Genomic DNA, 21,512 nt, shown 5'->3' on the forward strand with positions numbered 1-21,512 from the left:
TTATCCCGGCGAGTACGCTTCAGGCACTGCTGAATTCCCGCAGTGCTGGTAGCATAGATGCCGAATCCAATAAACAATCAGTCAACAGAAACCGGGAAATAACAATGCAGCATCACTTTCGCTGTTTGGCAGCCCTGCTGGGCGCCGCAATTCTGGTGACCGCCTGTGGCGGGGATGATAGTGGGGATGACAAAAAGCAGGCGAAAAGCTTTGCGCAGCTGGATGCATTCCCTTCCACCTATTCCATCGAGCAGAGTAAACCCGTCATTATCCGCAATGCGATCGTACTGACTGGGACAGGTGAGCGCCTCGACAATACCGATCTGGTGTTGGAGGAGGGGAGGATCGCCAAGATCGGTGAGAAACTGCGCGCACCCCGTGATGCGCTGGAGATCGATGCGAAGGGCAAGTGGGTCACCCCGGGCCTTGTGGATGTTCATTCCCATCTCGGCAATTACCCGGCGCCGGCTATTGAGTCCTCCCAGGACGGCAATGAAATGACCTCGCCCAATACCGCAGAAGTATGGACCGAGCACTCGGTCTGGACCCAGGACCCGCAATTTGCCCTGGCCCTTGCCGGCGGGGTGACCACCCTGCAGATATTGCCCGGTTCCGCAAACCTGTTCGGTGGCCGCAGTGTGACCTTGAAAAACGTGCCTGGCCGCAGTGTCCAGGATATGAAGTTTCCCGGCGCCCCTTATGGGCTGAAAATGGCCTGCGGCGAAAACCCGAAACGGGTCTATGGCGGCAAGGGCACAGCCCCATCCACGCGGATGGGCAACGTTGCCGGGTACCGCAGCGCCTGGATCGCGGCCAGTCAATACAAGGAAAAGTGGGAAAGCTACTGGGAAAACGGCGGCGAAGCCCCGGAGCGCAACCTGCAGCTGGAAACCCTCGCCGGTGTGCTCAATGACGAGATCCTCGTGCACAACCACTGCTATCGCGGTGAGGAAATGGCCATCATGATGGACATTGCCGAGGAGTTCGACTTCGAGATCACGGCGTTTCACCACGCCGTAGAGGCCTACAAGGTCGCTGACCTGCTGGCCGAGCAAGGGGTCTGCGCAGCCATGTGGGCGGACTGGTGGGGCTTCAAGCACGAGGCTTTCGACATGACTGAGGCCAATATCGCCATCGTCGACCAGGCCGGTGCCTGCGCCATGATTCACTCGGATTCCGCCATTGGAATCCAGCACCTGAACGAGGAAGTGGCCAAGGCCATGACTGCCGGGCAGCGCGCCGGCTTCGATATCACGCCGGAGTACGCGGTAACCTGGATGACCCTGAATCCCGCCAGGGCTCTGGGTGTTGAAGAAGAGACCGGCAGTATCGAGAAGGGCAAGATGGCAGATGTGGTGCTCTGGTCCGGCAACCCATTCAGTGTCTACAGCAAGGCAGAGAAGGTCTTTATCGACGGTGAGCTGATGTTCGATTTGCACGATCCGGCACGCCAGCCACGTAGTGATTTTGAACTGGGTATCCTGAATCCGGAAGGAGAGCGCTCGTGAATACGTTGAACAAACTGATTTGCCCGGCGCTCGCACTGGTATTGAGTGCCGCGGTGCCGAATGTCGTTGCCGAAACCCTGCTGATCAAGGGGGGGCGTGTGCACACCCTCGCCGAGGCCGGCACACTGCCAACCGGCGACGTGCTGATTCGTGATGGTCGGGTGGAAAAGGTTGCTCCCTCCATTGCCGTGAAGGCAGACCGGGAGATCGATGCCCGCGGTAAAATTGTAACGCCGGGTGTGATCGCACCGGTGTCTGAAATCGGCCTGGTGGAAATCGGGGCTGCCAGCAGTACCAATGACTACGCCGTTAGTGGTGACAGCATCGGAGCGGCCTTCGATCCGCTGCCGGCGTACAACCCCAAGTCCACATTGATCCCTTTCAACCGGGCAGGCGGTGTCACCCGTGCACTGGTGTTTCCCGGGATCAAAATGTGGGGTGAGGGGGTCGGCGACCCGCAGCGGGTTTTCGCCGGCCGCAGCTTCGCCATCACCCTGAACGGCGAGTTTGACAGTGTCGTGGCAACGGACCTGGCTCAAAAGGCGTACACCGGTGAAGCGGGCAGCCTGCTGGCCGGCGGAAGTCGCGCCAATGCCATTGCCAAGGTCCGCAATGCCTTGGAGGAGGCCCGCGAATACCGCCAGAACCGCGATGCAATCCGCAGCGGCCAGTGGCGAGAGCTCAATCACTCTATCGATGACCTGGAGGCTCTTCAGCCGCTGATCGACGGTAAGCAGCCCTTGCTGCTCACGGCCAACCGTGCCAGCGATATTATCGCCGCGCTCGATCTCGCCCGGCAGTTCCAGTTGCAACTGGTGATCCTCGGGGCCGCCGAAGGCTGGATGGTGGCGGATCGCATTGCCGCTGCGAAAGTGCCGGTGATTATCGATGCTATCAACAATCTGCCGACTGCGTTCGAATCCCTGGGGGCCCGACTGGACAATGCGGCGCTGCTGCAGCGGGCCGGAGTCAAGGTGGTGATCAGCGGTCCCGGTTATGCTTCCACCCATAATGTGTATCTCGCACGCCAGTCTGCCGGCAATGCGGTCGCTGCCGGCCTGCCGTATGAGGAGGCGCTGAAAAGCATTAGCCGCAACGTGGCAGAGGTTTTCCGGATCGGTGGTGGCAGTGTAGAGCCCGGCCGGGTGGCGGACCTGGTGATATGGAGTGGCGATCCGCTGGAGGTGACCAGTTATGCGGAGGCGGTGTTGATCAATGGTGAACCACAATCACTGGTCAACCGGTCCACGCGACTGCGCGATCGCTACCTGAAACCTCAGGCAGGCCATGAATTTGGCTTCAAGCGCTGAGGTCGCCGCCCCAGTTCGGGCACATTGATAGGGATTTGAGTATGGCAACTGTTACGGCTTTTTATGCGGCACTCTGTGCCCTGTTGATCATAGCCCTGGCATTTCGTGTGGTCAGGTTTCGTCGGAGTCAGAAGGTGGGTCTGGGCAGCGGGGGTAAACACGCTGCGGAAATTCTGATCCGGACCCACGCCAATGCGGTGGAATATGTACCGCTCGCGCTGCTTCTTTTACTCCTGTCGGAGCTGAACGGCCTGGCTGCAACCTGGCTTCACGTGCTGGGCAGCACCCTGGTGATTGCACGACTGTTGCATGCGATTGGTCTGACTGCAGGCAAGGGCGGTTACCACCCGGGGCGCTTCTGGGGCACCGCGCTGACCTGGATCGTAATTCTCGTGCTGGCGCTTGTCCTTTTAGCGGGGGCTCTCGGCTCGCTGAACCTCTAGCCGTTTACTCAGTCCGTCTGCCATAGCCATTTGCCTTGGGTGGCCTTTTTCGCGACTTGCAGCCAGTGCTGTAGAGGGCGGGAGGTGTTGGAAGCTTTCGCGGAATAGGTTTGCGCCCGAATGGCAGCTATAAAAAAGCCCGGCCAGGCCGGGCGGAGTACAGGGATGGTAATCGTACAGGGAGTGCTACTGATTGGCTGCCAGCGGCGTTACGGTGTCATCGGCTGAGGGCTCTTCAGCGGCCTGGGCCGGTGCTTCATCCTCTTCCAGCAGCATTTCAGGCTTGCCCTTACAGGCTTTGGCCAGTACTTCGCGTCGCTTCGCCAGCAGCAGGCCGATCTCCTCGCCGACTTCCTCGCTGATGCCATCTACGTGGCGCTCGATCAGGGAAGTGATGTTGGCGGCGAGCTCCAGCATCTTGTCGTGTTCTTCTGCGTCTTTTTTGTTGTCGAACATTGCTCCGTCTCTATCGCATTTCCATACAGCTACAACGGCCATGGTTGCCTCCGGTTTTTCTTGAAGCGAGTTGGTTATCTGTATGCCTGTACAGTAAGTGTATATCTGTACAGTGTCAAGACCTTTGGATGCGGCGAGTTGAGCTGATATTGCGTCTTGCTGTAGCAGCGGCGAGGCAAAAGGAAGCGATAATAAAAACAGGCAACGCATCCTGCTCCCCCCATAGGGTGCGTTGTCTCAACCCCGCAGTAGAGTTTGAGAGCCCGCAATGCGGGCTTTTTTTATGCGCTGGGTGTAGCAGGGCCGGTGGTTTGCAATCGCTGGTTACAGGCTCAGGACCAGGCGTGCAGCCAGCCCCAGTAACAGAACGCCAAATAACTGCTGGAGGCGGTGCGCAGCCTTGGCTCCGAGCCAACCGCGACCGCTCCCCAGGGTCACGACAAGCGAGATCAGGGCGTACCAGGCCGCGTCGATTCCCGCGGCAAGTCCCGCCATGCCCAGTTTGGTCCCGAGAGCCTGTTCTGCTGACACGAACTGACTGAACAGGGCGGTGAAGAAGATCGCTACCTTGGGGTTAAAGAATGCAATACCAAACCCCTGTAAGGCTGCCCGCTGAACTGAGATTGGTTCTGAGGCAGGACGGTTATTCACTGCGCTGCCCGGTGCCGGGGCCCGCAGTGCTTTCCAGCCCAGGTAGACCAGCATCGCGGCACCACCCCACTGCAGCAGGGAAAAGAGCAGTGGCGTATGGGTAACCAGTACCGCCAGCCCGAAAGCGGTCAGGCCAGCGTAGAGGGCGATGGCCACGCCATGGGCGATGGCACTGGCCAACCCCTGTCGCGGGCCGGAGGCGGCACAGCGCAGGACGATCAGCAGGCTCGGGCCCGGACTCATGGCGCCCAGGGCGCAGATTCCCGCGAGTGAGAGCCAGGACAGCAGATCCATCAGAAACCGCCCCCTTGTTCCAGCCAGGCTTCTTCCGCAGCAGTGGATTCGCGGCCGAGGGGTGCATTGCGATGGGGATAGCGACCAAACTCGTCGATGACCCTCTGGTGGGCCAGGGCGTACTGGTAGAAACTCTCGGCCTGGGCCGCCCCGATGGCGCCATCGAGGTAGTCCATACGCAGGCGGTTGAAGTGTTCTACGGAGCGACGCTGCATTTCCTCGCTCTCGGCATGCTCCAGGGGGATACCCAGGAAGGCCCGCTGGAACAGTCCCAGCTTGCTGTCGTCACCGCGGCCGATCACCGCCAGCGCCACTTCCAGGGCCAGGTTGTCACCGGCAAATGCCCGCCCGGTACCCCGGTAAATGTTGCGGGTGAACTGGTCACACAGGAGCACCAGGGCCAGCTCTCCAGCCAGTGAGTCCCGCCACGGGTGGAGTTCCCCGGCCAAAGCGGATTCAACCAGGTGGCCAAAGCGCTCCTCGATCTCGCCATCGAAGGCCGTGCTGCGGGTAAACCAGAGTTGCTGGTGGAGTTCGTCGGATGGGGCGTCCAGTTGGTCGGTGCCAAACCAGAACTTGAGGACATCTGCAGGGTGAGCCATGGATTCTCCCGATTTTTTTATCACCGGTGCATCCAATCGGTGATTTCGCCTCATCTTACTGGTGTACAAGGAAATCAGCCAGGAGGCGAAATCATGAAAAGCACTGAAACAGGACGTTCCAACAGGGTACAATTTTACGCCGCGCTTGCCTTATTGCTGGGCGCGCTGCCGGCCACAGCCAGTGAGCTCTCCCTCCCCATGGAGCAGGTAGAGCGCGAGCTTGCACAGAAGACCGAGGAGGTCTTCTCCCGCAAACTCAATGAATGTCGCCGGGCGGGAGAGGAAGAAAAGGCCAGCAAGCCCGCATTTCCCGTGCGAATCGCCGACCGCCCCGATGTGAAGGGAGGTGGCTTGGGCCATCTGGAAGGCCTGCCCCTGACGGCGCTGTAAAGAGTTCGACAACACGTAACACAGGTTGAGAGCACCATAATGAGAGCGAGAAACAATAACACTAGCGCGGTCGGCTCCCGGCTGCTGTTTGGCCTGCTGGCGACCCTGTCGCTGTCCGGCTGGGCCCAGCAGGCACCGGAGCCGCCACCTTCGCCAGCCTCGGCGCCGGTCGAGGCACCACAGGCTGCTGAGAAGCAGGACCACCAGCAGGAGATGGAGCGCCTGCAACAGGAAATGGAAATCCAGGCGCGGGAGATGGAGAGTCGTGCCCGTGAGATGGAGAGCCATGCCCGGCAACTCCAGCAGGTCGAGGACCAGGTCGAAAAGCAGGTACGGATCCTCCGTGGCGATGACGGCACCCTGCGTATCACCACTCGTGATGAGACCGGCGAGCGCAGCGAAGTCCAGGTGGACCTGGGTGAGGAGTTCGGTGGCGCCGTTACCCGGCGGATCTACGAGAAGCTGGAGAAGCAGGGCATCCTCGATGAGAAGGGCCTGATTGTAGAAGAGTCCCTGGATGGTGTGCCCAAGAATATCCAGATTGGTATCTCGGGTGACCTGGATCGGCATGAACTTCGCGGAGTTAGGGTAAAGGATGAGATTGATATGGACTGGCTGATCGCAATTGTCTCGGTACTCGCGGTGTTCGGCACCCCGGTACTCATCGTGTGGCTGGTGACACGTAATAGCTACCGCAAGAAGCAGCTGCTGATGGACAACATCAATCGCATGGTGGCAGAAGGTCGGGACATTCCGCCAGAGCTGCTGGATGCAATGGAAGGGGAATCACCGAGTAAGGCGCGTGACCGAGGCTTCACCCTGATCGCGGTCGGTCTGGCCCTCTTTATCTGGTTGACCATCGCTGTGGGCGCTGGTGTGGGTAGCCTGGGCCTGATCCCGCTCTTTATCGGTGTGGCCCGGTTTATCAACTGGAAGCTGGATCACCGTTCCGAAGGCCAGGTGGGTTAAGGGCAGGGACTTATGGACCTCAATGACGAGGAACTGATCCGCAGGATCGTCGAGGATGGGGACCAGCGGGCATACGCCCAGCTGGTCCGCCGCTATCAGTCACAGCTGCGTTTCTCGCTCCGTCAGCTGTGCGATGGCGACCAGGGCCTCGCTGACGATATGGCGCAGGAGGCTTTCATCAAGGCCTACAAAGCGCTGCCTGCGTTTCGCGGCGACGCGCGTTTCAGCACCTGGCTGTACCGCATCGCCTATAACCTTGTCATGAGCCACAAGCGCAAGAATGCCCCGGAGGTGAACCAGGAACTGGTGGACCGGGCGCAGGCGGAAGAATCCGTGGAGGAATCACAGCAGTTGGGCATGGCCCGTGACCTTCACTCCGCCATGGAGGAATTGAGCGAAGCCCAGCGGCAGGCAGTGCATCTGTGCATGCAGCGGGGCTTTTCCCACGAGGAGGCGGCCAGTATTATGAAGTTGCCGCTAGGTACGGTAAAATCCCACGTTAACCGCGCGCGGGCGAAGCTGCAGTCTCTACTGCAGGCGTGGCGCGAGGAGGTAGTCAGTGGATAGCTTTGATCAAAAACTCAGCAAGAACGATGGCATGACAGATTCGGCCCTTTTGGGGAGCGACCCGGAGTTCGATACCTGGCTCAGTCGCCAGCTGCAGTTCGACGAGCCCTATCTCGACGACGATGGCTTCTGTGAGCAGGTGATGGCGAAGCTTCCCGCTCCGTCCAAACGCTCCGAGAAACGGGCCACCCGGATGCAGTACGCCGCTGTGGTTGCCGCCTCTGCCATCGTGGCGTGGCAGTTCCCCTTCGGCGAGGTGCTGAATGAAGCGGTGCGCCAGTCCGTCAGCCTGTACTCCCTGGTGGGAGCGGGCCTGCTGGCATCCCTGGCGGCCATGACCGGCGGAATTCTCGCCGCCCGCCGCTAAGAGGCCCCTCGTTCCTTTCAGCCTCTCTCATTCATGACGTGGCCGCCGCCCGGCGGCCCGATTTCCCCACAATATTCCTTGTCTGTAACCGCTAAACCCGCCTGCTATCGTCTTCGCAGCCAGCGAGAGCTGTCCATTGGTCAGGGGCTGTGGCCCTCGGCTGCAGGGCGCGGTGCCCGGGCGTTACGCCGCCACGGATGTGCCCCTGGTGAACTGGGACGCCCTAGCGGGCGTCGTACTGGTTGAGGTTGATCTCGCCCCGCTTGGTGACGCGGAGAGCGGGCAGGATTGAGCGGCGCAGCCCCAGCTTGGCCTCCAGCTCGTAGGGTACGGTATTCCTTTGCCGCCCCAGCAGGTCCGCCGCTGCCATCAGTGAACCAACGAGGCTGGCAGTGGCATCGACCGTAATATCCTCCTGTCCATAAGCGGCCACCGGCTGGAGATCGCTGGCGGTGCCGGTGACCACCTTGTGCCCGGCAAGCCGCAGGGTGTAGTAGAGCCCGGAGAGTGCCAGCTCTGAGTTGTTGGGGTTGAATACCCGCAAGCGAATTCGAAAGCGCAATTCGTTACCGGATGAGGGGAGCGGTTCCAGGCCCACCACTTCTACTTCGGGCTCCTGGAATGATGGCGACAGCACCGCACAGCCCGTCATGCTCAATAGCATGCAGAAAGCGAATATCAGCGGAAAAGCTCTGGGCATCGATGATCTCCCCAATGGGTTGGCTTACAATTCCTGTCAGTAGTGGTAGACCGCGCCATCTCTGATTGGTTTACCGCAGGCAAGGGTTGTGTCCCTCAAACGGGCCACAGCACTGAGCGAATCAAAAATCATAATAATCCGGTGCACATCATCCATGAAGAAAATGCTCGCCTTGATATCCCTGCTAATGTTGACACTGTTTGCTTCCTGGCGCTGGCTGCTGTTGCCGGCGGTGGATGCGGGCCTCAATCAGTACCTGGGTGATGGTCAACCGCCGCTCTCCGCCAGGGCCGAGCAGCTGCATGGTTCCTTGTTGGTTGGGGATCTGCACGCAGACAGCTTCCTCTGGGCCCGGGATCTGGCTGATACATCTGATTATGGCCACCTGGACCTGCCCCGTGCCCGCGCCGGTAACCTTGGTATTCAGGTCTTCACCGCAGTCACCAAGTCGCCCCGGGGGCTCAACTATGAAGAGAATGCCGCGGATAGCGGGGACAATATTACCCTTCTCGCCGTGGCCCAGGGGTGGCCACCGCGAACCTGGGACAGCCTGCTGCAGCGGGCGCTTTTCCAGGCGCAGCGACTCCATCAGCTGGCGTCGCAGCACCCGTCGGCTATTGCGCCAGTGAGGACTGCCGGGGAGCTGCGCGACCTGCTCACATTGCGTGGGGAGGGCGCGGCGCCTCCAGCGGCCGTGCTGGGTATTGAGGGGGCTCATCCGCTGGAAGGAAAGCTGGAAAATATTGATGTGCTGTATGACGCCGGTTTCCGGGTGATGGGCCTGCAGCATTTCTTCGACAACGAATTGGGCGGCTCCCTGCATGGCGAGAGCGGTGCAGGGCTGACCGATTTCGGTCGCCGGGCGGTGGTGGAAATGGCGCGCCGTTCCATCATTATCGATGTGGCGCACTCCTCGGAGCAGGTGGTCCGGGATGTGTTGTCTCTCACCGAGCGCCCGCTGATGGTTTCCCACACCGGCCTCAAGGGACATTGCGATTCTGCGCGCAATATCAGTGATTCGCTGATGCAGGAAATCGCCGCCGCCGGCGGTCTGGTTGGTGTTGGCTTCTGGGATGGTGCCGTCTGTGACCCGAGCCCCCGGAGCGTGGTGGAGGCGATTCGCTATGCCATCGATCTGCTCGGTGTTGAGCACGTGGCACTGGGGTCGGATTACGACGGGACCGTTGCCGTTACTTTTGATGCCGGTGAGCTGGGGGTGCTGACCGAGGAAATGCTGCGCCAGGGTTTCACTGAGGCGGAGATTCGCCGGGTCATGGGGGAAAACCTGAGGGATTTCCTGCTCACCCAGTTGCCTGCGAGCTGATTGTCAGTCCAGAGCCGGGAGACGCGCCGTCGACTATACCTGATGTTGGTGTGCGTAATGGAGCCTCCCGGTGTTTCCCGATCTGGACAATTCACTGCATTTACTGCGTCGACTACTCGCCAGCAGCCAGTCCGAAGGCGAAGAAAAGGATACGTCGGCGCTGGAGGGGCTCGAAGAGATTGCCCCGGAGCCGGTATCAGAGGCGGCGCAGACAGTCGCTGAGTCCCTGGGTGAGGTATGGAAAGACTTCCTCGCCCACACACCATTTGTGATTGCCAGTTTTATGGTGCTGCTGGCGACCTGGCTGATCGTTGTGCTGGTCCGCCGCTTTGGCTGGCACCTCTTCCAGCGCACTACCTCACGCAAGTCCCTGAGAGACCTTTTTGTCCGCCTGCTTACTATCGTGATCTGGGTGCTCGGCCTGCTGTTTGCCGCCATGGTGCTCTTTCCGGGCCTCACCCCCGCCAAAGCGCTGGGTGCCGTCGGGCTGTTATCCGTGGCCATCGGTCTTGCCTTCAAGGATATGTTCGAGAATTTTTTCGCCGGTATCCTGATTCTGTGGCGCTTCCCCTTTGAGGAGGGGGATGTCATTGCCTGTGAGAATATCACCGGTCGTGTGGAGTCGGTGGAGGTGCGCAACACCACCATTCGCCGCATGACCGGCGAGCTTGTCGTCGTGCCCAACCTGTTTTTATTCAAGAATCCCTGTGAGGTTCTTACCAATCGGGTGAAACGCCGCGTCAGCATTACCGCGGGGGTGGCCTACGGCGAGGATGTGGAGGAGTCGGTCAAGGTCATCGAGACAGCGGTCAAGGCTTGCCGAACCGTCCGCGACGATGAACAGGTCCAGGTATACCCGGAGGGTTTCGGGGACAGCAGTATCGATATCGAGGTCACCTGGTGGACCGGCTCTACGCCGGGGCAGGTGCGAGAGTCCATCGGTGAGGTTGTCACCGTAATCAAGAAAGCGCTGGATGAAGCAGGTATTGAGATTCCGTTCCCTTACCGCACGCTCACATTCAAAGAGCCCTTGAAGCTGAGAGAAGAGAAGGGCTGACGCGATTTCCGTTTTGACGCTACGGAACGCCACAGGGCGGGCTGGAGTGCCGCTCGCCTGAGAGCACCGAATTAAGATCGTTACTGCAGACGTCGGATCATTGAGCCAAAAAGCCCCCCGGAGTGAGGGGGCGATCTTTTCGCTTCAGAGGGTGCTGTCCGGCTGATTCTCAGGCCGCGCCTCGATAAATGCCGGTATCTCGTTGCAGGCCTGCGTGATGCGCTGAATGGCAGGGTACTCGGCGATGTCCATCCCGAATCGCTCGGCACTGTAGACCTGTGGCATCAGGCAGCACTCGAACAGACCCGGCTTGTCGCCGGCCGCGAAGGGCGCCGGTTTCAGCTGGTTTTCCAGTGCGGCAAAGCCCTCGTGAATCCAGTGGCGAATCCAGCCTGCTTTCTGTTCATCATTCAGCCCGTATTCCGATTGCAGATAGCGCAGGATGCGCAGGTTCTGGATCGGCTGGATGTCACTGGCGATGCCGTAGGCCAGCGCTCTGATCCGGGCGCGCCCTGTGGGGGTGGCCGGTAGCAGCGCCGGCTCCGGGTGCGTTTCGTCGAGCCATTCCAGAATGGCCAGTGACTGAGTCAGAACCTGCCCATCGTCGACCAGCGCGGGGACCAGCCCCTGTGGGTTCAGGCGGGTGTACTCATCGGCCCGCTGCTCGTTTTTCAGCAGGTTGACCGCCTTGTAGTCGTATTCGAGTCCCTTCAGGTTGAGCCCGATACGGACCCGATAGCTGGCAGAGGAGCGAAAATAGCCGTGTAGTTCCATGGTGCTTCTTTTCCCGAATCCTGTTGAGCGTGCAGTCCGCGCAATTCGATCCCCACACGCCTGGCATCGCTTGTCGGGCTGCGGGCACTCAAGCCTGACTGATGCGCAAATAAAGTGCGCGAAGAGGGCTTTGACGTGTCAAAAATGGCGCGCAAGCCCGTATAATGCGCCACCGTTTATCTCCGGACAGAGCCCGGCCGGGCAGGGCCGATGGAATGTTCCGCGGGAATTCCACTCCGGGTGCCCTCTATAGTGGTTACAATTGAAACCAATGTTAGTTACATTTGTAACCTCAGACAACCCGGGTGCCTGCAGAGTTGGCGCCGGAGAGGCAAGCAGGAGAGGCAGAGCAACTGCGATGAACAGTGAAATAAACCGGTCCGAAGAAACCGGAACCCCGGACGACCTGCGTCTGGAAAAGTTTTTACCCTACCGGCTCTCGGTGCTCTCCAACCGTGTGAGCAATGCCATTGCGCAGGCCTATGGCCAGCGGTTTGAGCTGACAATACCGGCCTGGCGTGTGATGGCAATCCTGGGCCGCTTCCCGGATCTTTCCGCTGCCGAACTGGTAGAGCAGACAGCGATGGACAAGGTGGCCATCAGCCGGGCGGTATCCGTGTTGTTCAAGAATGACTACATCACCCGCAGTGAAGACCCCGCGGACCGTCGCCGCCAGGTGCTGAACCTGTCACCCCTGGGGCGTGAGGTATACGAACGCATCGTGCCGCTGGCCCAGCAGTATGAGAATGACCTGATGGCGTCACTCAGCTCCGATGAGCGCCAGCAGCTGGACAGCATTATTGAGAAACTGATGGATCGCGCGCAGGCCTGGGCTGAGCGCGGGCTGATCGATTGAAGCGAATGAAATTGAAGGAGAAGTCCCATGTTTGAGAAGTTCACCAGCCTGCCGCCAGATCCCATCCTCGGCCTTCTTGCCAGTTACAGGGCGGACGATAACCCGAACAAGATCGACCTGGGTGTTGGTGTCTACAAAGATGAAAGTGGCCACACGCCGGTTCTCCAGGCGGTGAAAGAGGCAGAGACGCGCCTCCTGCGCAGTGAAGAGACCAAGGCCTATATTGGTCCGGCTGGCACTCCGGGGTTTAACAGCACCATGCAGGAACTGGCATTGGGTGAAGGTCACCCGGCGCTGGTGGCAAACCGGGTGCGGTCCGTACAGACCCCGGGCGGCTGCGGCGCACTGCGGGTGCTGGCGGAAATGGTCAACCGGGCCCGCCCTGGAGCGCGGGTCTGGGTGAGCGATCCCACTTGGGCCAACCATGTTCCCCTGCTGGGCAACGCCGGACTCAAGATCGAAACTTACCCCTACTACGATCGTGCGAGCAGCAGTCTCCGTTTTGATGAGATGGTGGAGACTCTCAAAGGCGTTGGTGAAGGTGACCTGGTTCTCCTGCACGCCTGCTGTCACAACCCCTGTGGTGCCGACCTGAGTCGTGACCAGTGGAAAGTCATTGTCGAGATGGCGCAGAAGCAGGGCTTCACACCGTTTATTGATATGGCCTACCAGGGCTTCGGTGACAGCCTCAGCGATGATGCCTGGGGGCTGCGTTTGATGGCTGAATCTGTTCCGGAAATGCTGCTGGCGGTCTCCTGCTCGAAGAATTTCGGACTCTACCGGGAACGTGTCGGCATGGCGCTGGCGATCTACAACGATGCAGCGGCCGCCGATAATGGTCAGAGCCAGCTGCTGAATGTAGTGCGTGGCAACTACTCGATGCCACCGTCCCACGGTGCCGCGATTGTGGAATCCATCCTTACGGATGCCGGCCTGCGCGCAAACTGGGAGGCGGAGCTGACCGAGATGCGTGAGCGGATCAACAGCCTGCGCACCGGAGTGGTGGAAAACCTGGCTGCGGCCGGCGCACCGGGGGATTTCTCGTTTATCCAGCGTCAGAAGGGTATGTTCTCGTTCCTGGGTATTTCCGCTGAACAGGTCCAGCAGCTGCAGGATGAATACTCCATCTACATGGTGGACTCCAGCCGAATCAGTATTGCCGGCCTCAGTCAGGGCAATATGGAATACTTCTGTAAGGCGGTGGCTGCCGTTCTCTGATTGTTCCCATCGCGGGTTACAATCACCAGTGCGGGCAGATCAGCCCGCAGTCAAACACCTGGAAAAGTCCCGTGCAATTTGGCCGGGATTTTTCTTTTACTGGCAACCAAATGGAATTTTGAGGTACGCAACCCGTGTCAAATGCTGCGAAAAACTGGGCCCCCGCGAGCTGGCGGGAACTGGAAGCCCGTCAGCAGCCAGCTTACGAATCACCAGAGCGTGTTGAGCAGGTTCGCAACGAGCTGTCAGGCTATCCGCCGCTGGTATTTGCCCAGGAGGCGAGGGATCTGCGTCGCCAGCTGGCACAGGTAGCAGAGGGCAAGGCCTTCCTGTTGCAGGGAGGGGACTGCGCGGAATCTTTCGCGGATTTCAACGCAAACCGCATTCGCGACACCTTCAAGGTGCTTCTGCAGATGGCGGTTGTGCTGACCTTTGCCGGTAACCTGCCGGTAGTGAAGGTGGCGCGTATGGCGGGGCAGTATGCCAAGCCCCGCTCGGCAGATACGGAGACCGTCGGTGGCGTGGAGTTGCCCAGTTACCGCGGCGATATCATCAATGGCATCGATTTCACAGATGCAGCACGGCGCCCTGACCCACAGCGCATGCTCACTGCCTACAACCAGTCGGCCGCCACCCTGAACCTGCTTCGTGCGTTCGCGCAGGGCGGCCTCGCCGACCTCCACCAGGTGCATGGCTGGAACCTGAGCTTCCTGGAAAACAATCCCCAGCGGGAAAATTACGCCCAGCTGGCCGAGCGCCTTCAGGACGCTTTGGAGTTCATGGCCGTTTGTGGAGTGACTTCGGAGAATACCCCGGCGATCCGCGAGACGGTGCTCTACACCTCCCATGAAGCGCTGTTACTGGAATACGAACAGGCGCTCACCCGTACCGACAGCCAGACCGGCAAGTGGTACGACTGCTCTGCCCATATGCTGTGGATTGGTGAGCGGACCCGACAGCTCGACGGCGCCCATGTAGAGTTCCTGTCGGGTGTCTGGAATCCCATCGGTGTGAAGGTGGGCCCGGGCATGCAACCGGATGAGCTGCTGCGCCTGATCGACCGTCTCAACCCCGCTAATGAAGCCGGGCGACTCACCCTGATTACCCGCATGGGCGCCGATACCCTGGGTGATAAGCTGCCAGCCCTGGTACAGGCGGTGCAGAGAGAGGGGCGCAAGGTGGTCTGGAGTGCTGATCCCATGCACGGCAATACGGTGAAGGCCAGCAGTGGTTATAAGACCCGTGATTTCGACAAGATCCTGCGGGAGATTCGCGATTTCTTCGCCGTGCATCGCGCCGAGGGAAGCCACCCCGGCGGTATTCACCTGGAGATGACCGGTCAGCATGTCACCGAGTGTACTGGGGGTGCCTGGAAAATTTCCGAGGAGGATCTCGCCACCTGTTATGAAACGCAGTGCGACCCGCGCCTGAACGCCGACCAGGTACTGGAGTTGGCTTTCCGGGTATCGGACTGGTTGCGCAGCGGGCGGACTTCCTGAAACTGTAAAACGTGATCCTGGCGGGGGAGGGGATATGTACCGGCTTTTCATTGGCAACAAGAACTACTCGTCGTGGTCTTTGCGGCCGTGGATCCTGCTCCGCCAGCTGAGTATTCCTTTTGACGAGCAACTGGTGCCGTTCGACGAAGGAAACAGCTGGGAGAAGTTCCGTAACTTTGCCCCGAATGGCCTGGTGCCCTGCCTCGAGGATGGTGATGTCACGGTATGGGACTCTCTGGCAATCGTTGAATATATTGCCGAGCGCTATCCGCAGGTGTGGCCCCAGTCCGCCGTGGCCCGTGCCTGGGCTCGCTGTGCGACGGCAGAGATGCATTCCGGCTTTGCCGCCCTCCGCGAGCAGTGCCCGATGAACTGTGGTGCCACCGTCTCATTGGATGCGCAGACTCCCGCACTGCAGAAGGATCTGCATCGTATCGCTGAACTCTGGCAGCAGGGTCTGCAACGGTTTGGAGGTCCCTTCCTCGCGGGCGATCAGTTTACCGCGGTGGATGCTTTTTTCGCTCCGGTGGCTCTGCGGGTGAAGGGCTTTGGTCTCCCCCTACCCGAAGGCGCAGCGGCCTATGCCCAGCGTCTGCTCCAGTTGCCCGCGATGGACGAGTGGGTGGGCGAGGCTCTGCGCGAGCCCTGGCGTGAATCCGGCCACGAAGGGGAATTGCTGCAGTCCGGCACCCTGATCGAAGACCGCCGCGTCCCGCGCCTCTGAAGCCCATCGCTGCCATTACCCCAACGGCTGTGTTACAAGCGCAATTCGGGCAGTCAGGCGCTGGCTAGTGTCATCGCGGCAGCGTGCCCATGATTTCAACATTACCCTTTTTTTTAAATATCCTAATAAGTCGTTATCAAGCTGATTGATTTCTTTTCGTAGCTAACCCTTTGTGGTGTTAAGCGCCATTAGTTGGCTCTCGCCAGGTGGGGGAGGGTAAGCGCCGGGCGGCAGGTGGCATTTCGCGCAAGAATCCGGTTAAATCAGCCCAAGGATTGCACTTTCAGCCGTATAGGGATCACGGTTTATGCGCGTACTCCACATCGCGTACCAACAACTTCGCCGGTATGGCAAGACACGGATCAGTTGGGCCCAGAAGCTTACCAATGGCCTGATCAAGAACGATCATTTCGTCCACACTTTTAGTGACCGTGATGTGGCCGCTTTTGAGGCGCCGCTTGGGATTCGCGACCTGGGCAAGGCCAAAGCCAATCGTCGACTTCTGGAAACGGTGGAGGCGGTAGAGCCCGATCTGGTGATCGCCGGGCATTGCGACATGATCAGCAATGAAACGCTGGCTGAGATTCGCAAGCGCAATTCCTCCGTAACCATCGCTCACTGCAATAACGACCCCCTGTTTGTACCCAGCAATGTGGAGCGGATCAAGCACCGTGCCCGTGTTGCGGATGCTGTCTTTGTCTCAACTGGACGTCCGGAGCTGACTCAGTTTGAAGGTCTCGGGGCGAGGATCTACCACATGCCCAACCCGGTTGACCCGGCAAAGGAAGGCATGAACAACGCTGGTAGAACGGACCTTGAAACGGACCTCCTCTTCTGCAGTAACAGTACCAACCTGACCCAACGGCTTGAGCTGGTAAAGTGGCTTAAACAATCCCTGCAAGGTGAGCTCAACTTCAGAACGTATGGCAGTTTCGGGGAGCCGCCGGTCTGGGGGCGGGATTACGACCGGGCCCTGGCTAACACGCGTATGGGGCTCAACCTGAATCGCCAGGAGGGGCATTACTGGTACTCCTCAGCCCGCATGGCACAGTTGGCAGGTAACGGTATTCTCCAGTTCACGCACAGCAGCCCGCGTTTTGACGAATTGTTGCCTGCGGAATCCGTTGTCTATTTTGAGGATCAGGAAGACCTGTTGCGCAAGGTGCGCGAGTTCCACAATGACGATGCCAAACGTCGCTCCTGGGCTGCGCGGGCCCGGGATTTCTTCCACAAAGAAATCAATTCACGGCTGTATGCGCAATATATTGTCGAGGCCTCTCTACTGCAGCCATATTCGCACGAATATGTGTGGGCCCGCGACACGATACCGGCTGGAGCCAGCTAATGACCATCTACCTGGCCGCTGAAAAACCATTCGCTCGGGGCGGTAATCGACTTTGCTACGTGCACCCCGGGGATGATGGGCTTTGCATCAAGGTTCGGCGACCGGATTTCACCCTGGCGGATCGCCGTCGCAAGAAGGGGTTTCCCAAGAACCTGAAGCCGCTTTCCTCGTTCGACGACAATCTCGAGGAGGCAAGGGTGATGGCATCCCTGCAGGCGCGATACGGTGAGCTTGTATTCCTGCATGTCAGTCAGTGCTATGGCTTTGTCGACACCGACATGGGGCGGGGGCTTGTTTCACAGTTGGTCAGGGATGACAGCGGGGCTATCTCCCAGACACTGAAAAAAGTCATCTGGGACGAGGGCTTCACTGAAGAGTGCCGCCAGGCGGTAGGGGAGCTGGGTCAGTTCTGGATGAACAACCTTGTGCCCTCAAGGCATCTGCTGCTTCACAATATCGTGGTCCAGCGGGACAGTCAGGGCAGGATAAAACGGCTAGTGGTGATCGATGGGTTGGGCAGCCCCGGACTGCTGCCCATGCGGCTCCTACCACCTCTGGTACAGCGAAGAAAAATTGAAAAGAAAATTGCCGTTATGCACGAGCGCATCCAGACGTTGCTCGGTCAGAGGCACTTGGCCAGCTTTCCCGGATATCACGGGTTGCTGATGCATGATGGCTTGTCCTCCCAATGATACGGAAATCATTATGGCTACTGATACGGAATCACTGCGGGTCGCCCAGACCCTTGCCGGCGCCTACCAGGGCGGGGCTGAGAATTTCTTTGCGCGCCTGGCAACGGGTCTGCAGCAGACCGGTACCATTACCCAGAAAGCCTTTATCCGCGGCCATGAGCATCGTCTCCAGTCACTGAAAAGTGGCGGTGTTACGGCGGAAGGCTTCCGCTTTGGTGGCCCACTCAACCAGGTGGATCGTTTCCGATTCCGGCGAGCGTTGCGCGCCTTCCGGCCAGACATTGTTCTCAGCTGGATGAGTCGTGCCAGCAAGCTGACCCCGAAGGGGGATTACACCCTCGTCAGTCGCCTCGGGCACTACTACAACCTTAAATATTACCGGCATTGTGATTACTGGCTTGGTATTTCCCGTGGGATATGCGATTACCTGGTCCGTGGAGGGATGCCGGCTGATCGTGTTTTCCATATCCCCAATTTTGCGGATGAGGCGGAGGTGCAGCCTCTGCCGCGCGACAGTTTCAATACCCCTGCTGATCGTCCATTACTGCTCGCCGCTGGTCGCCTTCATCCAAACAAGGGGTTCGATACTTTGTTGCAGGCACTGGAAAAGGTGCCTGACGCCATTCTCTGGCTGGCCGGTGCCGGACCGGAGGAAGATTCGCTGAAGGAATTGTGCCGGCAGCTCGGGCTCCGCGAGCGTGTGCGCTTCCTCGGCTGGCGATCCGAAGTGACCGCATTGATGCGGACTGCTGATATGTTTATCTGTCCTTCGCGGCACGAGGGGCTGGGTTCTGTGATTATGGAATCCTGGGCCCACGGTTGCCCCGTGATTGCGACGGACTCGCAGGGCCCGGGGGAGTTAATCGAGCCGGGTGTCACCGGCATTATCACCCCAGTGGATCAACCGGGGCCCCTGGCGGAGACAATCAACGGCCTGATCGCCGATGACGCGGGGCGGAAGCAATTGTCAGAAGCGGCCCAGTCCCACTACCGCAAGCACTTCAGCCGCGCGGTGATTGTCGATCAGTATGTGAACCTCTTCGATTGGCTCAAGCGCAGGTCCTGACCCGGCCTCCGTTTATGCACGCGAGCGCCTTTTTGCGAGGAGGCACCTGCTATCCGGGTACGTCAGGCATATGCGGGTTTCGCCGGGAGCGAGCTTTGCCGGGGCCGAGTGGTGGACGCAGATCCTGGGACTTTTACGATCCTGCAGCGCAACGACCGGTCCTGGTCTCGCCGGACACTGGTGCTACACCGTCCCTGAACTGGTCATTACGCGACCAGTATTGCCAGGTGGTTTATTTAACCCCTTAATAAGTCGTTATCAAATGGCGCAATTACTAACAAAAGAACCCTCCCGCGCAATTGTTCACCAGCACAGGGGGAGTCATCCTGAAAAAGTGTCGTTTTGGACTGTAGAAAGGGGGAGCGGGTCCTGCTTAATGGCAGTTGGCGCAAAAATCCGGTTAAACTCGGGGGTTTACATGTGACGGTATTCTAACAAGAGAGAGGAATTAGCCGATGCGCCAATCACTGATCGCGCTTTCCGTAGCCGCAGCCATGGCCGCTGCCGCGGGTTGTAGCAAGGAGGCCGCGCAGGCCCCGTCTGCGGACGACAAGATGCAGGTCCAGGCGAGCGCTACCGCCGATGCCAAGGGCTCCGTGGTCGCCAGCAATCCGCTGTTGGCCGAGTGGACTGGCCCCTATGGCGGTGTGCCGGCGTTCGACAAGATGCGTGTTGAGGACCTGAAGCCGGCGATGGAATTCGCCATGGCAGAAAACCTGCGCGAGATCGACGCCATTGCAGCAAATCCGGAACCGGCCACCTTCGCCAACACCATCGCCGAGCTGGAGCGCAGCGGCGCCGAGCTGGACCGAGTGTTCTCGTACTACGGTATCTGGGCAGCCAATATGTCCTCCCCGGAGTTCCGCGAGGTGCAGGGCGAGCTGGCACCGAAGCTGGCCTCTTTCCAGTCCAAAATCATCCAGAACGACGCTCTGTTCCAGCGGGTCAAGGCCGTCTATGACGCCCGTGAAGCTTCCGATCTGGATGCCGAGCAGAAGCGTGTTGTCGAGCTGATCTACAACCAGTTCGCCAACAATGGTGCGACCCTGAAGGGTGAGGCCAAGGAGCGTTACGCCGAGATCAACAAGCGCCTGGCTGAACTGCACACCAAGTTTGCCAACAATGTGCTGGCGGATGAGGAGGGTTACACCCTGTTCCTGCGCAGCGATCAGCTGAGCGGCCTGCCGGAGTCCTTTGTCAATGCGGCTGCGGCACTGGCGGAAGAGAAGGGCCAGAAGGGCAATTACGCCATTACCAATACCCGCTCTTCCATGGACCCGTTCCTGACTTACTCCGACAACCGCGAGCTGCGCGAGAAAGTCTGGAACAACTACTACAGCCGTGGTGACAACGGCGGCGAGCATGACAACAACGCGATCATTGCCGAAATCCTGAAGCTCCGCGACGAGCGTGTTGAACTGCTGGGCTTCGACAACTACGCCCAGTGGCGTCTGCAGGACCGTATGGCCAAGACCCCCGAGCGCGCCATGGAACTGATGGAGGCCGTTTGGCCGGCAGCAGTGGCCCGTGTCGAGGAAGAAGTTGCGGATATGCAGGCCCTGGCGGACGAGGAAGGTGCGGATATCACCATCAAGCCGTGGGATTACCGTTACTACGCCGAGAAAGTGCGCAAGGCCAAGTACGACCTGAACTCCGACGAGGTGAAGCAGTACCTGCAGCTGGACAAGCTGCGTGAGGCGATGTTTTACGTTGCCGGTGAGCTGTTTAACTTTGAGTTCAGTCCGGTAGAGGAGGGCAGTGTGCCGGTCTTCCATGAAGACGTGAAAGTCTGGGAAGTGACCGACAAGACTTCCGGTGAGCATATCGGCCTCTGGTACCTGGATCCCTTTGCCCGTGCCGGTAAGCGTTCTGGTGCTTGGGCGACCATGTATCGCGATCACACCACTTTCGATGGCAAGACCAACGTACTGTCTTCCAACAACTCCAACTTCATCAAGGGTGCCCCGGGCGAGCCAGTGCTGGTGAGCTGGGACGATGCGTCCACCTTCTTCCATGAGTTCGGCCACGCGCTGCACTTCCTGGCATCCAACGTCACTTACCCGACCCTGAACGGCGGTGTGCGCGACTACACCGAGTTCCAGTCGCAGCTGCTGGAGCGCTGGCTGTCCACCGATGAGGTGATCGACAACTACCTGGTCCACTACAAGACCGGTGAGCCGATCCCCGAAGCGCTGGTGGCCAAGATCAAGAAGGCTTCCAAGTTCAACCAGGGCTTCGCCACTACCGAGTACCTGGCATCCGCACTGGTGGACATGAAGTTCCACACAGCGGATCCGGAAGGCATCGACCCGGACAAGTTTGAGCGCGAGACCCTGGAAAAGCTGGGTATGCCGGACGAGCTGGTTATGCGTCACCGCACCCCGCACTTCGGCCATATCTTCTCCGGTGAGGGTTACTCCGCTGGTTACTACGGCTACATGTGGGCAGACGTACTGACCTCCGATGCGGCAGAGGCTTTCGCCGAAGCCGAGGGTGGCTTCTACGATCCGGAAGTGGCGGACAAGCTGGTCAAGCACCTGTTTGCACCGCGTAACGCCGTCGACCCGGCCGACGCCTACCGCGCTTTCCGCGGCCGCGATGCGCAGATCGGTGCGCTGATGCGTGATCGTGGTTTCCCGGTGCCGGAGGAAAAGTCCGAAGCCAAAGAGACCACTATTGCCGTCAAGGACTGACAGTCGG

22 protein-coding genes are annotated in these 21,512 nt (G+C 59.5%); 17 read left to right on the forward strand and 5 right to left on the reverse strand.

Annotation, left to right across the window (positions count from 1 at the left end; translation table 11 throughout):
• The first annotated feature begins 104 nt into the window (after nt 1–104).
• Genes AWR36_RS02475 through AWR36_RS02485 form a run of 3 tightly spaced genes read left to right on the forward strand, consistent with a single transcriptional unit; the run spans nt 105 to nt 3,261 of the window.
• On the forward strand, nt 105–1,508 hold the full coding sequence (locus AWR36_RS02475; RefSeq protein ID WP_067080404.1) for an amidohydrolase: 1,404 nt from the start codon (nt 105–107) through the stop codon (nt 1,506–1,508).
• A complete protein-coding gene (locus AWR36_RS02480) occupies nt 1,505–2,818 on the forward strand; it encodes an amidohydrolase family protein (RefSeq protein WP_231745216.1) in 1,314 nt (437 codons plus the stop codon). The genes AWR36_RS02475 and AWR36_RS02480 overlap by 4 nt, the downstream gene beginning before the upstream one ends.
• Nucleotides 2,819–2,859: 41 nt before the next feature.
• A complete protein-coding gene (locus AWR36_RS02485) occupies nt 2,860–3,261 on the forward strand; it encodes an MAPEG family protein (RefSeq protein WP_067080408.1) in 402 nt (133 codons plus the stop codon).
• Between the two features lie 186 nt (nt 3,262–3,447).
• Here the strand turns inward: AWR36_RS02485 and AWR36_RS02490 are convergent, their stop codons facing one another.
• From AWR36_RS02490 to AWR36_RS02500, 3 genes are all read right to left on the reverse strand, one after another.
• Complete coding sequence (locus AWR36_RS02490; RefSeq protein ID WP_067080412.1) at nt 3,448–3,759, reverse strand: YebG family protein; 312 nt, start codon at nt 3,757–3,759, stop codon at nt 3,448–3,450.
• 282 nt (nt 3,760–4,041) lie between these two features.
• Nucleotides 4,042–4,662 carry a LysE family translocator gene (locus tag AWR36_RS02495; protein ID WP_067080415.1) on the reverse strand — a complete coding sequence of 207 codons (621 nt, stop codon included), beginning with the start codon at nt 4,660–4,662 and terminating at the stop codon, nt 4,042–4,044.
• The gene (locus AWR36_RS02500) at nt 4,662–5,264 is read right to left on the reverse strand and encodes a DUF924 family protein (protein ID WP_067080418.1); all 603 of its coding nucleotides are present in this window, start codon (nt 5,262–5,264) and stop codon (nt 4,662–4,664) included. Before AWR36_RS02500 ends, AWR36_RS02495 begins: the two co-directional genes overlap by 1 nt.
• 93 nt (nt 5,265–5,357) lie before the next feature.
• On the opposite strand from AWR36_RS02500, the gene AWR36_RS02505 reads away from it, so the two are divergent.
• The 4 genes from AWR36_RS02505 to AWR36_RS02520 are packed head-to-tail and all read left to right on the forward strand — an operon-like array spanning nt 5,358 to nt 7,557.
• Nucleotides 5,358–5,654, forward strand: coding sequence for a hypothetical protein (locus tag AWR36_RS02505; protein WP_067080421.1), 297 nt, complete (start codon nt 5,358–5,360; stop codon nt 5,652–5,654).
• A 39-nt stretch (nt 5,655–5,693) separates the two neighbouring features.
• Nucleotides 5,694–6,623, forward strand: coding sequence for a DUF6249 domain-containing protein (locus AWR36_RS02510; RefSeq protein WP_067080424.1), 930 nt, complete (start codon nt 5,694–5,696; stop codon nt 6,621–6,623).
• Between the two features lie 12 nt (nt 6,624–6,635).
• A complete protein-coding gene (locus AWR36_RS02515; protein ID WP_067080426.1) occupies nt 6,636–7,190 on the forward strand; it encodes a sigma-70 family RNA polymerase sigma factor in 555 nt (184 codons plus the stop codon).
• Complete coding sequence (locus tag AWR36_RS02520) at nt 7,183–7,557, forward strand: hypothetical protein (protein ID WP_067080428.1); 375 nt, start codon at nt 7,183–7,185, stop codon at nt 7,555–7,557. Before AWR36_RS02515 ends, AWR36_RS02520 begins: the two co-directional genes overlap by 8 nt.
• 223 nt (nt 7,558–7,780) lie before the next feature.
• Here the strand turns inward: AWR36_RS02520 and AWR36_RS02525 are convergent, their stop codons facing one another.
• The gene (locus AWR36_RS02525; RefSeq protein ID WP_067080432.1) at nt 7,781–8,257 is read right to left on the reverse strand and encodes an LEA type 2 family protein; all 477 of its coding nucleotides are present in this window, start codon (nt 8,255–8,257) and stop codon (nt 7,781–7,783) included.
• 154 nt (nt 8,258–8,411) lie between these two features.
• On the opposite strand from AWR36_RS02525, the gene AWR36_RS02530 reads away from it, so the two are divergent.
• Entirely contained in the window at nt 8,412–9,581 is a 1,170-nt protein-coding gene (locus AWR36_RS02530; protein WP_067080436.1) for a dipeptidase, read from the forward strand.
• Between the two features lie 70 nt (nt 9,582–9,651).
• The gene (locus tag AWR36_RS02535) at nt 9,652–10,638 is read left to right on the forward strand and encodes a mechanosensitive ion channel family protein (protein WP_197409212.1); all 987 of its coding nucleotides are present in this window, start codon (nt 9,652–9,654) and stop codon (nt 10,636–10,638) included.
• Between the two features lie 144 nt (nt 10,639–10,782).
• Here the strand turns inward: AWR36_RS02535 and maiA are convergent, their stop codons facing one another.
• The gene (maiA, locus tag AWR36_RS02540) at nt 10,783–11,412 is read right to left on the reverse strand and encodes a maleylacetoacetate isomerase (RefSeq protein ID WP_067080438.1); all 630 of its coding nucleotides are present in this window, start codon (nt 11,410–11,412) and stop codon (nt 10,783–10,785) included.
• A gap of 358 nt (nt 11,413–11,770) precedes the next feature.
• On the opposite strand from maiA, the gene AWR36_RS02545 reads away from it, so the two are divergent.
• The 8 genes from AWR36_RS02545 (at nt 11,771) to AWR36_RS02580 (ending at nt 21,505) form a co-directional block, all read left to right on the forward strand.
• Complete coding sequence (locus AWR36_RS02545) at nt 11,771–12,268, forward strand: MarR family winged helix-turn-helix transcriptional regulator (RefSeq protein WP_067080439.1); 498 nt, start codon at nt 11,771–11,773, stop codon at nt 12,266–12,268.
• Between the two features lie 27 nt (nt 12,269–12,295).
• Nucleotides 12,296–13,486 (forward strand): amino acid aminotransferase, encoded by a 1,191-nt coding sequence (locus AWR36_RS02550; protein WP_067080440.1) that lies wholly within the window; start codon nt 12,296–12,298, stop codon nt 13,484–13,486.
• A gap of 134 nt (nt 13,487–13,620) precedes the next feature.
• Nucleotides 13,621–14,985: a class II 3-deoxy-7-phosphoheptulonate synthase gene (locus AWR36_RS02555; RefSeq protein ID WP_067080443.1), complete on the forward strand. Its 1,365-nt coding sequence runs from the start codon at nt 13,621–13,623 to the stop codon at nt 14,983–14,985.
• A gap of 34 nt (nt 14,986–15,019) precedes the next feature.
• Nucleotides 15,020–15,709, forward strand: a complete 690-nt coding sequence (locus tag AWR36_RS02560) for a glutathione S-transferase family protein (protein ID WP_067080450.1) — start codon at nt 15,020–15,022, stop codon at nt 15,707–15,709.
• Nucleotides 15,710–16,016: 307 nt separating this feature from the next.
• Nucleotides 16,017–17,054, forward strand: coding sequence for a glycosyltransferase family protein (locus tag AWR36_RS02565; RefSeq protein WP_067080453.1), 1,038 nt, complete (start codon nt 16,017–16,019; stop codon nt 17,052–17,054).
• The gene (locus AWR36_RS02570) at nt 17,054–17,746 is read left to right on the forward strand and encodes a YrbL family protein (protein WP_067080456.1); all 693 of its coding nucleotides are present in this window, start codon (nt 17,054–17,056) and stop codon (nt 17,744–17,746) included. Before AWR36_RS02565 ends, AWR36_RS02570 begins: the two co-directional genes overlap by 1 nt.
• Before the next feature lie 13 nt (nt 17,747–17,759).
• Entirely contained in the window at nt 17,760–18,812 is a 1,053-nt protein-coding gene (locus AWR36_RS02575) for a glycosyltransferase (RefSeq protein WP_067080466.1), read from the forward strand.
• A 455-nt stretch (nt 18,813–19,267) separates the two neighbouring features.
• Nucleotides 19,268–21,505, forward strand: a complete 2,238-nt coding sequence (locus tag AWR36_RS02580; protein WP_067080469.1) for a M3 family metallopeptidase — start codon at nt 19,268–19,270, stop codon at nt 21,503–21,505.
• Nucleotides 21,506–21,512: the final 7 nt, after the last annotated feature.

It is taken from the genome of Microbulbifer flavimaris (assembly GCF_001641755.2).
Lineage (GTDB): Bacteria > Pseudomonadota > Gammaproteobacteria > Pseudomonadales > Cellvibrionaceae > Microbulbifer > Microbulbifer flavimaris.

What these genes read in the sequence shown, in the direction of transcription:
- AWR36_RS02530 (WP_067080436.1), top strand. Translation starts at nt 8,412, where the DNA reads ATGAAGAAAATGCTCGCCTTGATATCCCTGCTAATGTTGACACTGTTT.
- AWR36_RS02565 (WP_067080453.1), top strand. Translation starts at nt 16,017, where the DNA reads ATGCGCGTACTCCACATCGCGTACCAACAACTTCGCCGGTATGGCAAG.
- AWR36_RS02495 (WP_067080415.1), bottom strand. Translation starts at nt 4,662, where the DNA reads ATGGATCTGCTGTCCTGGCTCTCACTCGCGGGAATCTGCGCCCTGGGC.
- AWR36_RS02475 (WP_067080404.1), top strand. Translation starts at nt 105, where the DNA reads ATGCAGCATCACTTTCGCTGTTTGGCAGCCCTGCTGGGCGCCGCAATT.
- AWR36_RS02515 (WP_067080426.1), top strand. Translation starts at nt 6,636, where the DNA reads ATGGACCTCAATGACGAGGAACTGATCCGCAGGATCGTCGAGGATGGG.
- AWR36_RS02510 (WP_067080424.1), top strand. Translation starts at nt 5,694, where the DNA reads ATGAGAGCGAGAAACAATAACACTAGCGCGGTCGGCTCCCGGCTGCTG.
- maiA (WP_067080438.1), bottom strand. Translation starts at nt 11,412, where the DNA reads ATGGAACTACACGGCTATTTTCGCTCCTCTGCCAGCTATCGGGTCCGT.
- AWR36_RS02525 (WP_067080432.1), bottom strand. Translation starts at nt 8,257, where the DNA reads ATGCCCAGAGCTTTTCCGCTGATATTCGCTTTCTGCATGCTATTGAGC.
- AWR36_RS02550 (WP_067080440.1), top strand. Translation starts at nt 12,296, where the DNA reads ATGTTTGAGAAGTTCACCAGCCTGCCGCCAGATCCCATCCTCGGCCTT.
- AWR36_RS02575 (WP_067080466.1), top strand. Translation starts at nt 17,760, where the DNA reads ATGGCTACTGATACGGAATCACTGCGGGTCGCCCAGACCCTTGCCGGC.
- AWR36_RS02505 (WP_067080421.1), top strand. Translation starts at nt 5,358, where the DNA reads ATGAAAAGCACTGAAACAGGACGTTCCAACAGGGTACAATTTTACGCC.
- AWR36_RS02580 (WP_067080469.1), top strand. Translation starts at nt 19,268, where the DNA reads ATGCGCCAATCACTGATCGCGCTTTCCGTAGCCGCAGCCATGGCCGCT.
- AWR36_RS02490 (WP_067080412.1), bottom strand. Translation starts at nt 3,759, where the DNA reads ATGGCCGTTGTAGCTGTATGGAAATGCGATAGAGACGGAGCAATGTTC.
- AWR36_RS02485 (WP_067080408.1), top strand. Translation starts at nt 2,860, where the DNA reads ATGGCAACTGTTACGGCTTTTTATGCGGCACTCTGTGCCCTGTTGATC.
- AWR36_RS02560 (WP_067080450.1), top strand. Translation starts at nt 15,020, where the DNA reads ATGTACCGGCTTTTCATTGGCAACAAGAACTACTCGTCGTGGTCTTTG.
- AWR36_RS02500 (WP_067080418.1), bottom strand. Translation starts at nt 5,264, where the DNA reads ATGGCTCACCCTGCAGATGTCCTCAAGTTCTGGTTTGGCACCGACCAA.
- AWR36_RS02545 (WP_067080439.1), top strand. Translation starts at nt 11,771, where the DNA reads ATGAACAGTGAAATAAACCGGTCCGAAGAAACCGGAACCCCGGACGAC.
- AWR36_RS02570 (WP_067080456.1), top strand. Translation starts at nt 17,054, where the DNA reads ATGACCATCTACCTGGCCGCTGAAAAACCATTCGCTCGGGGCGGTAAT.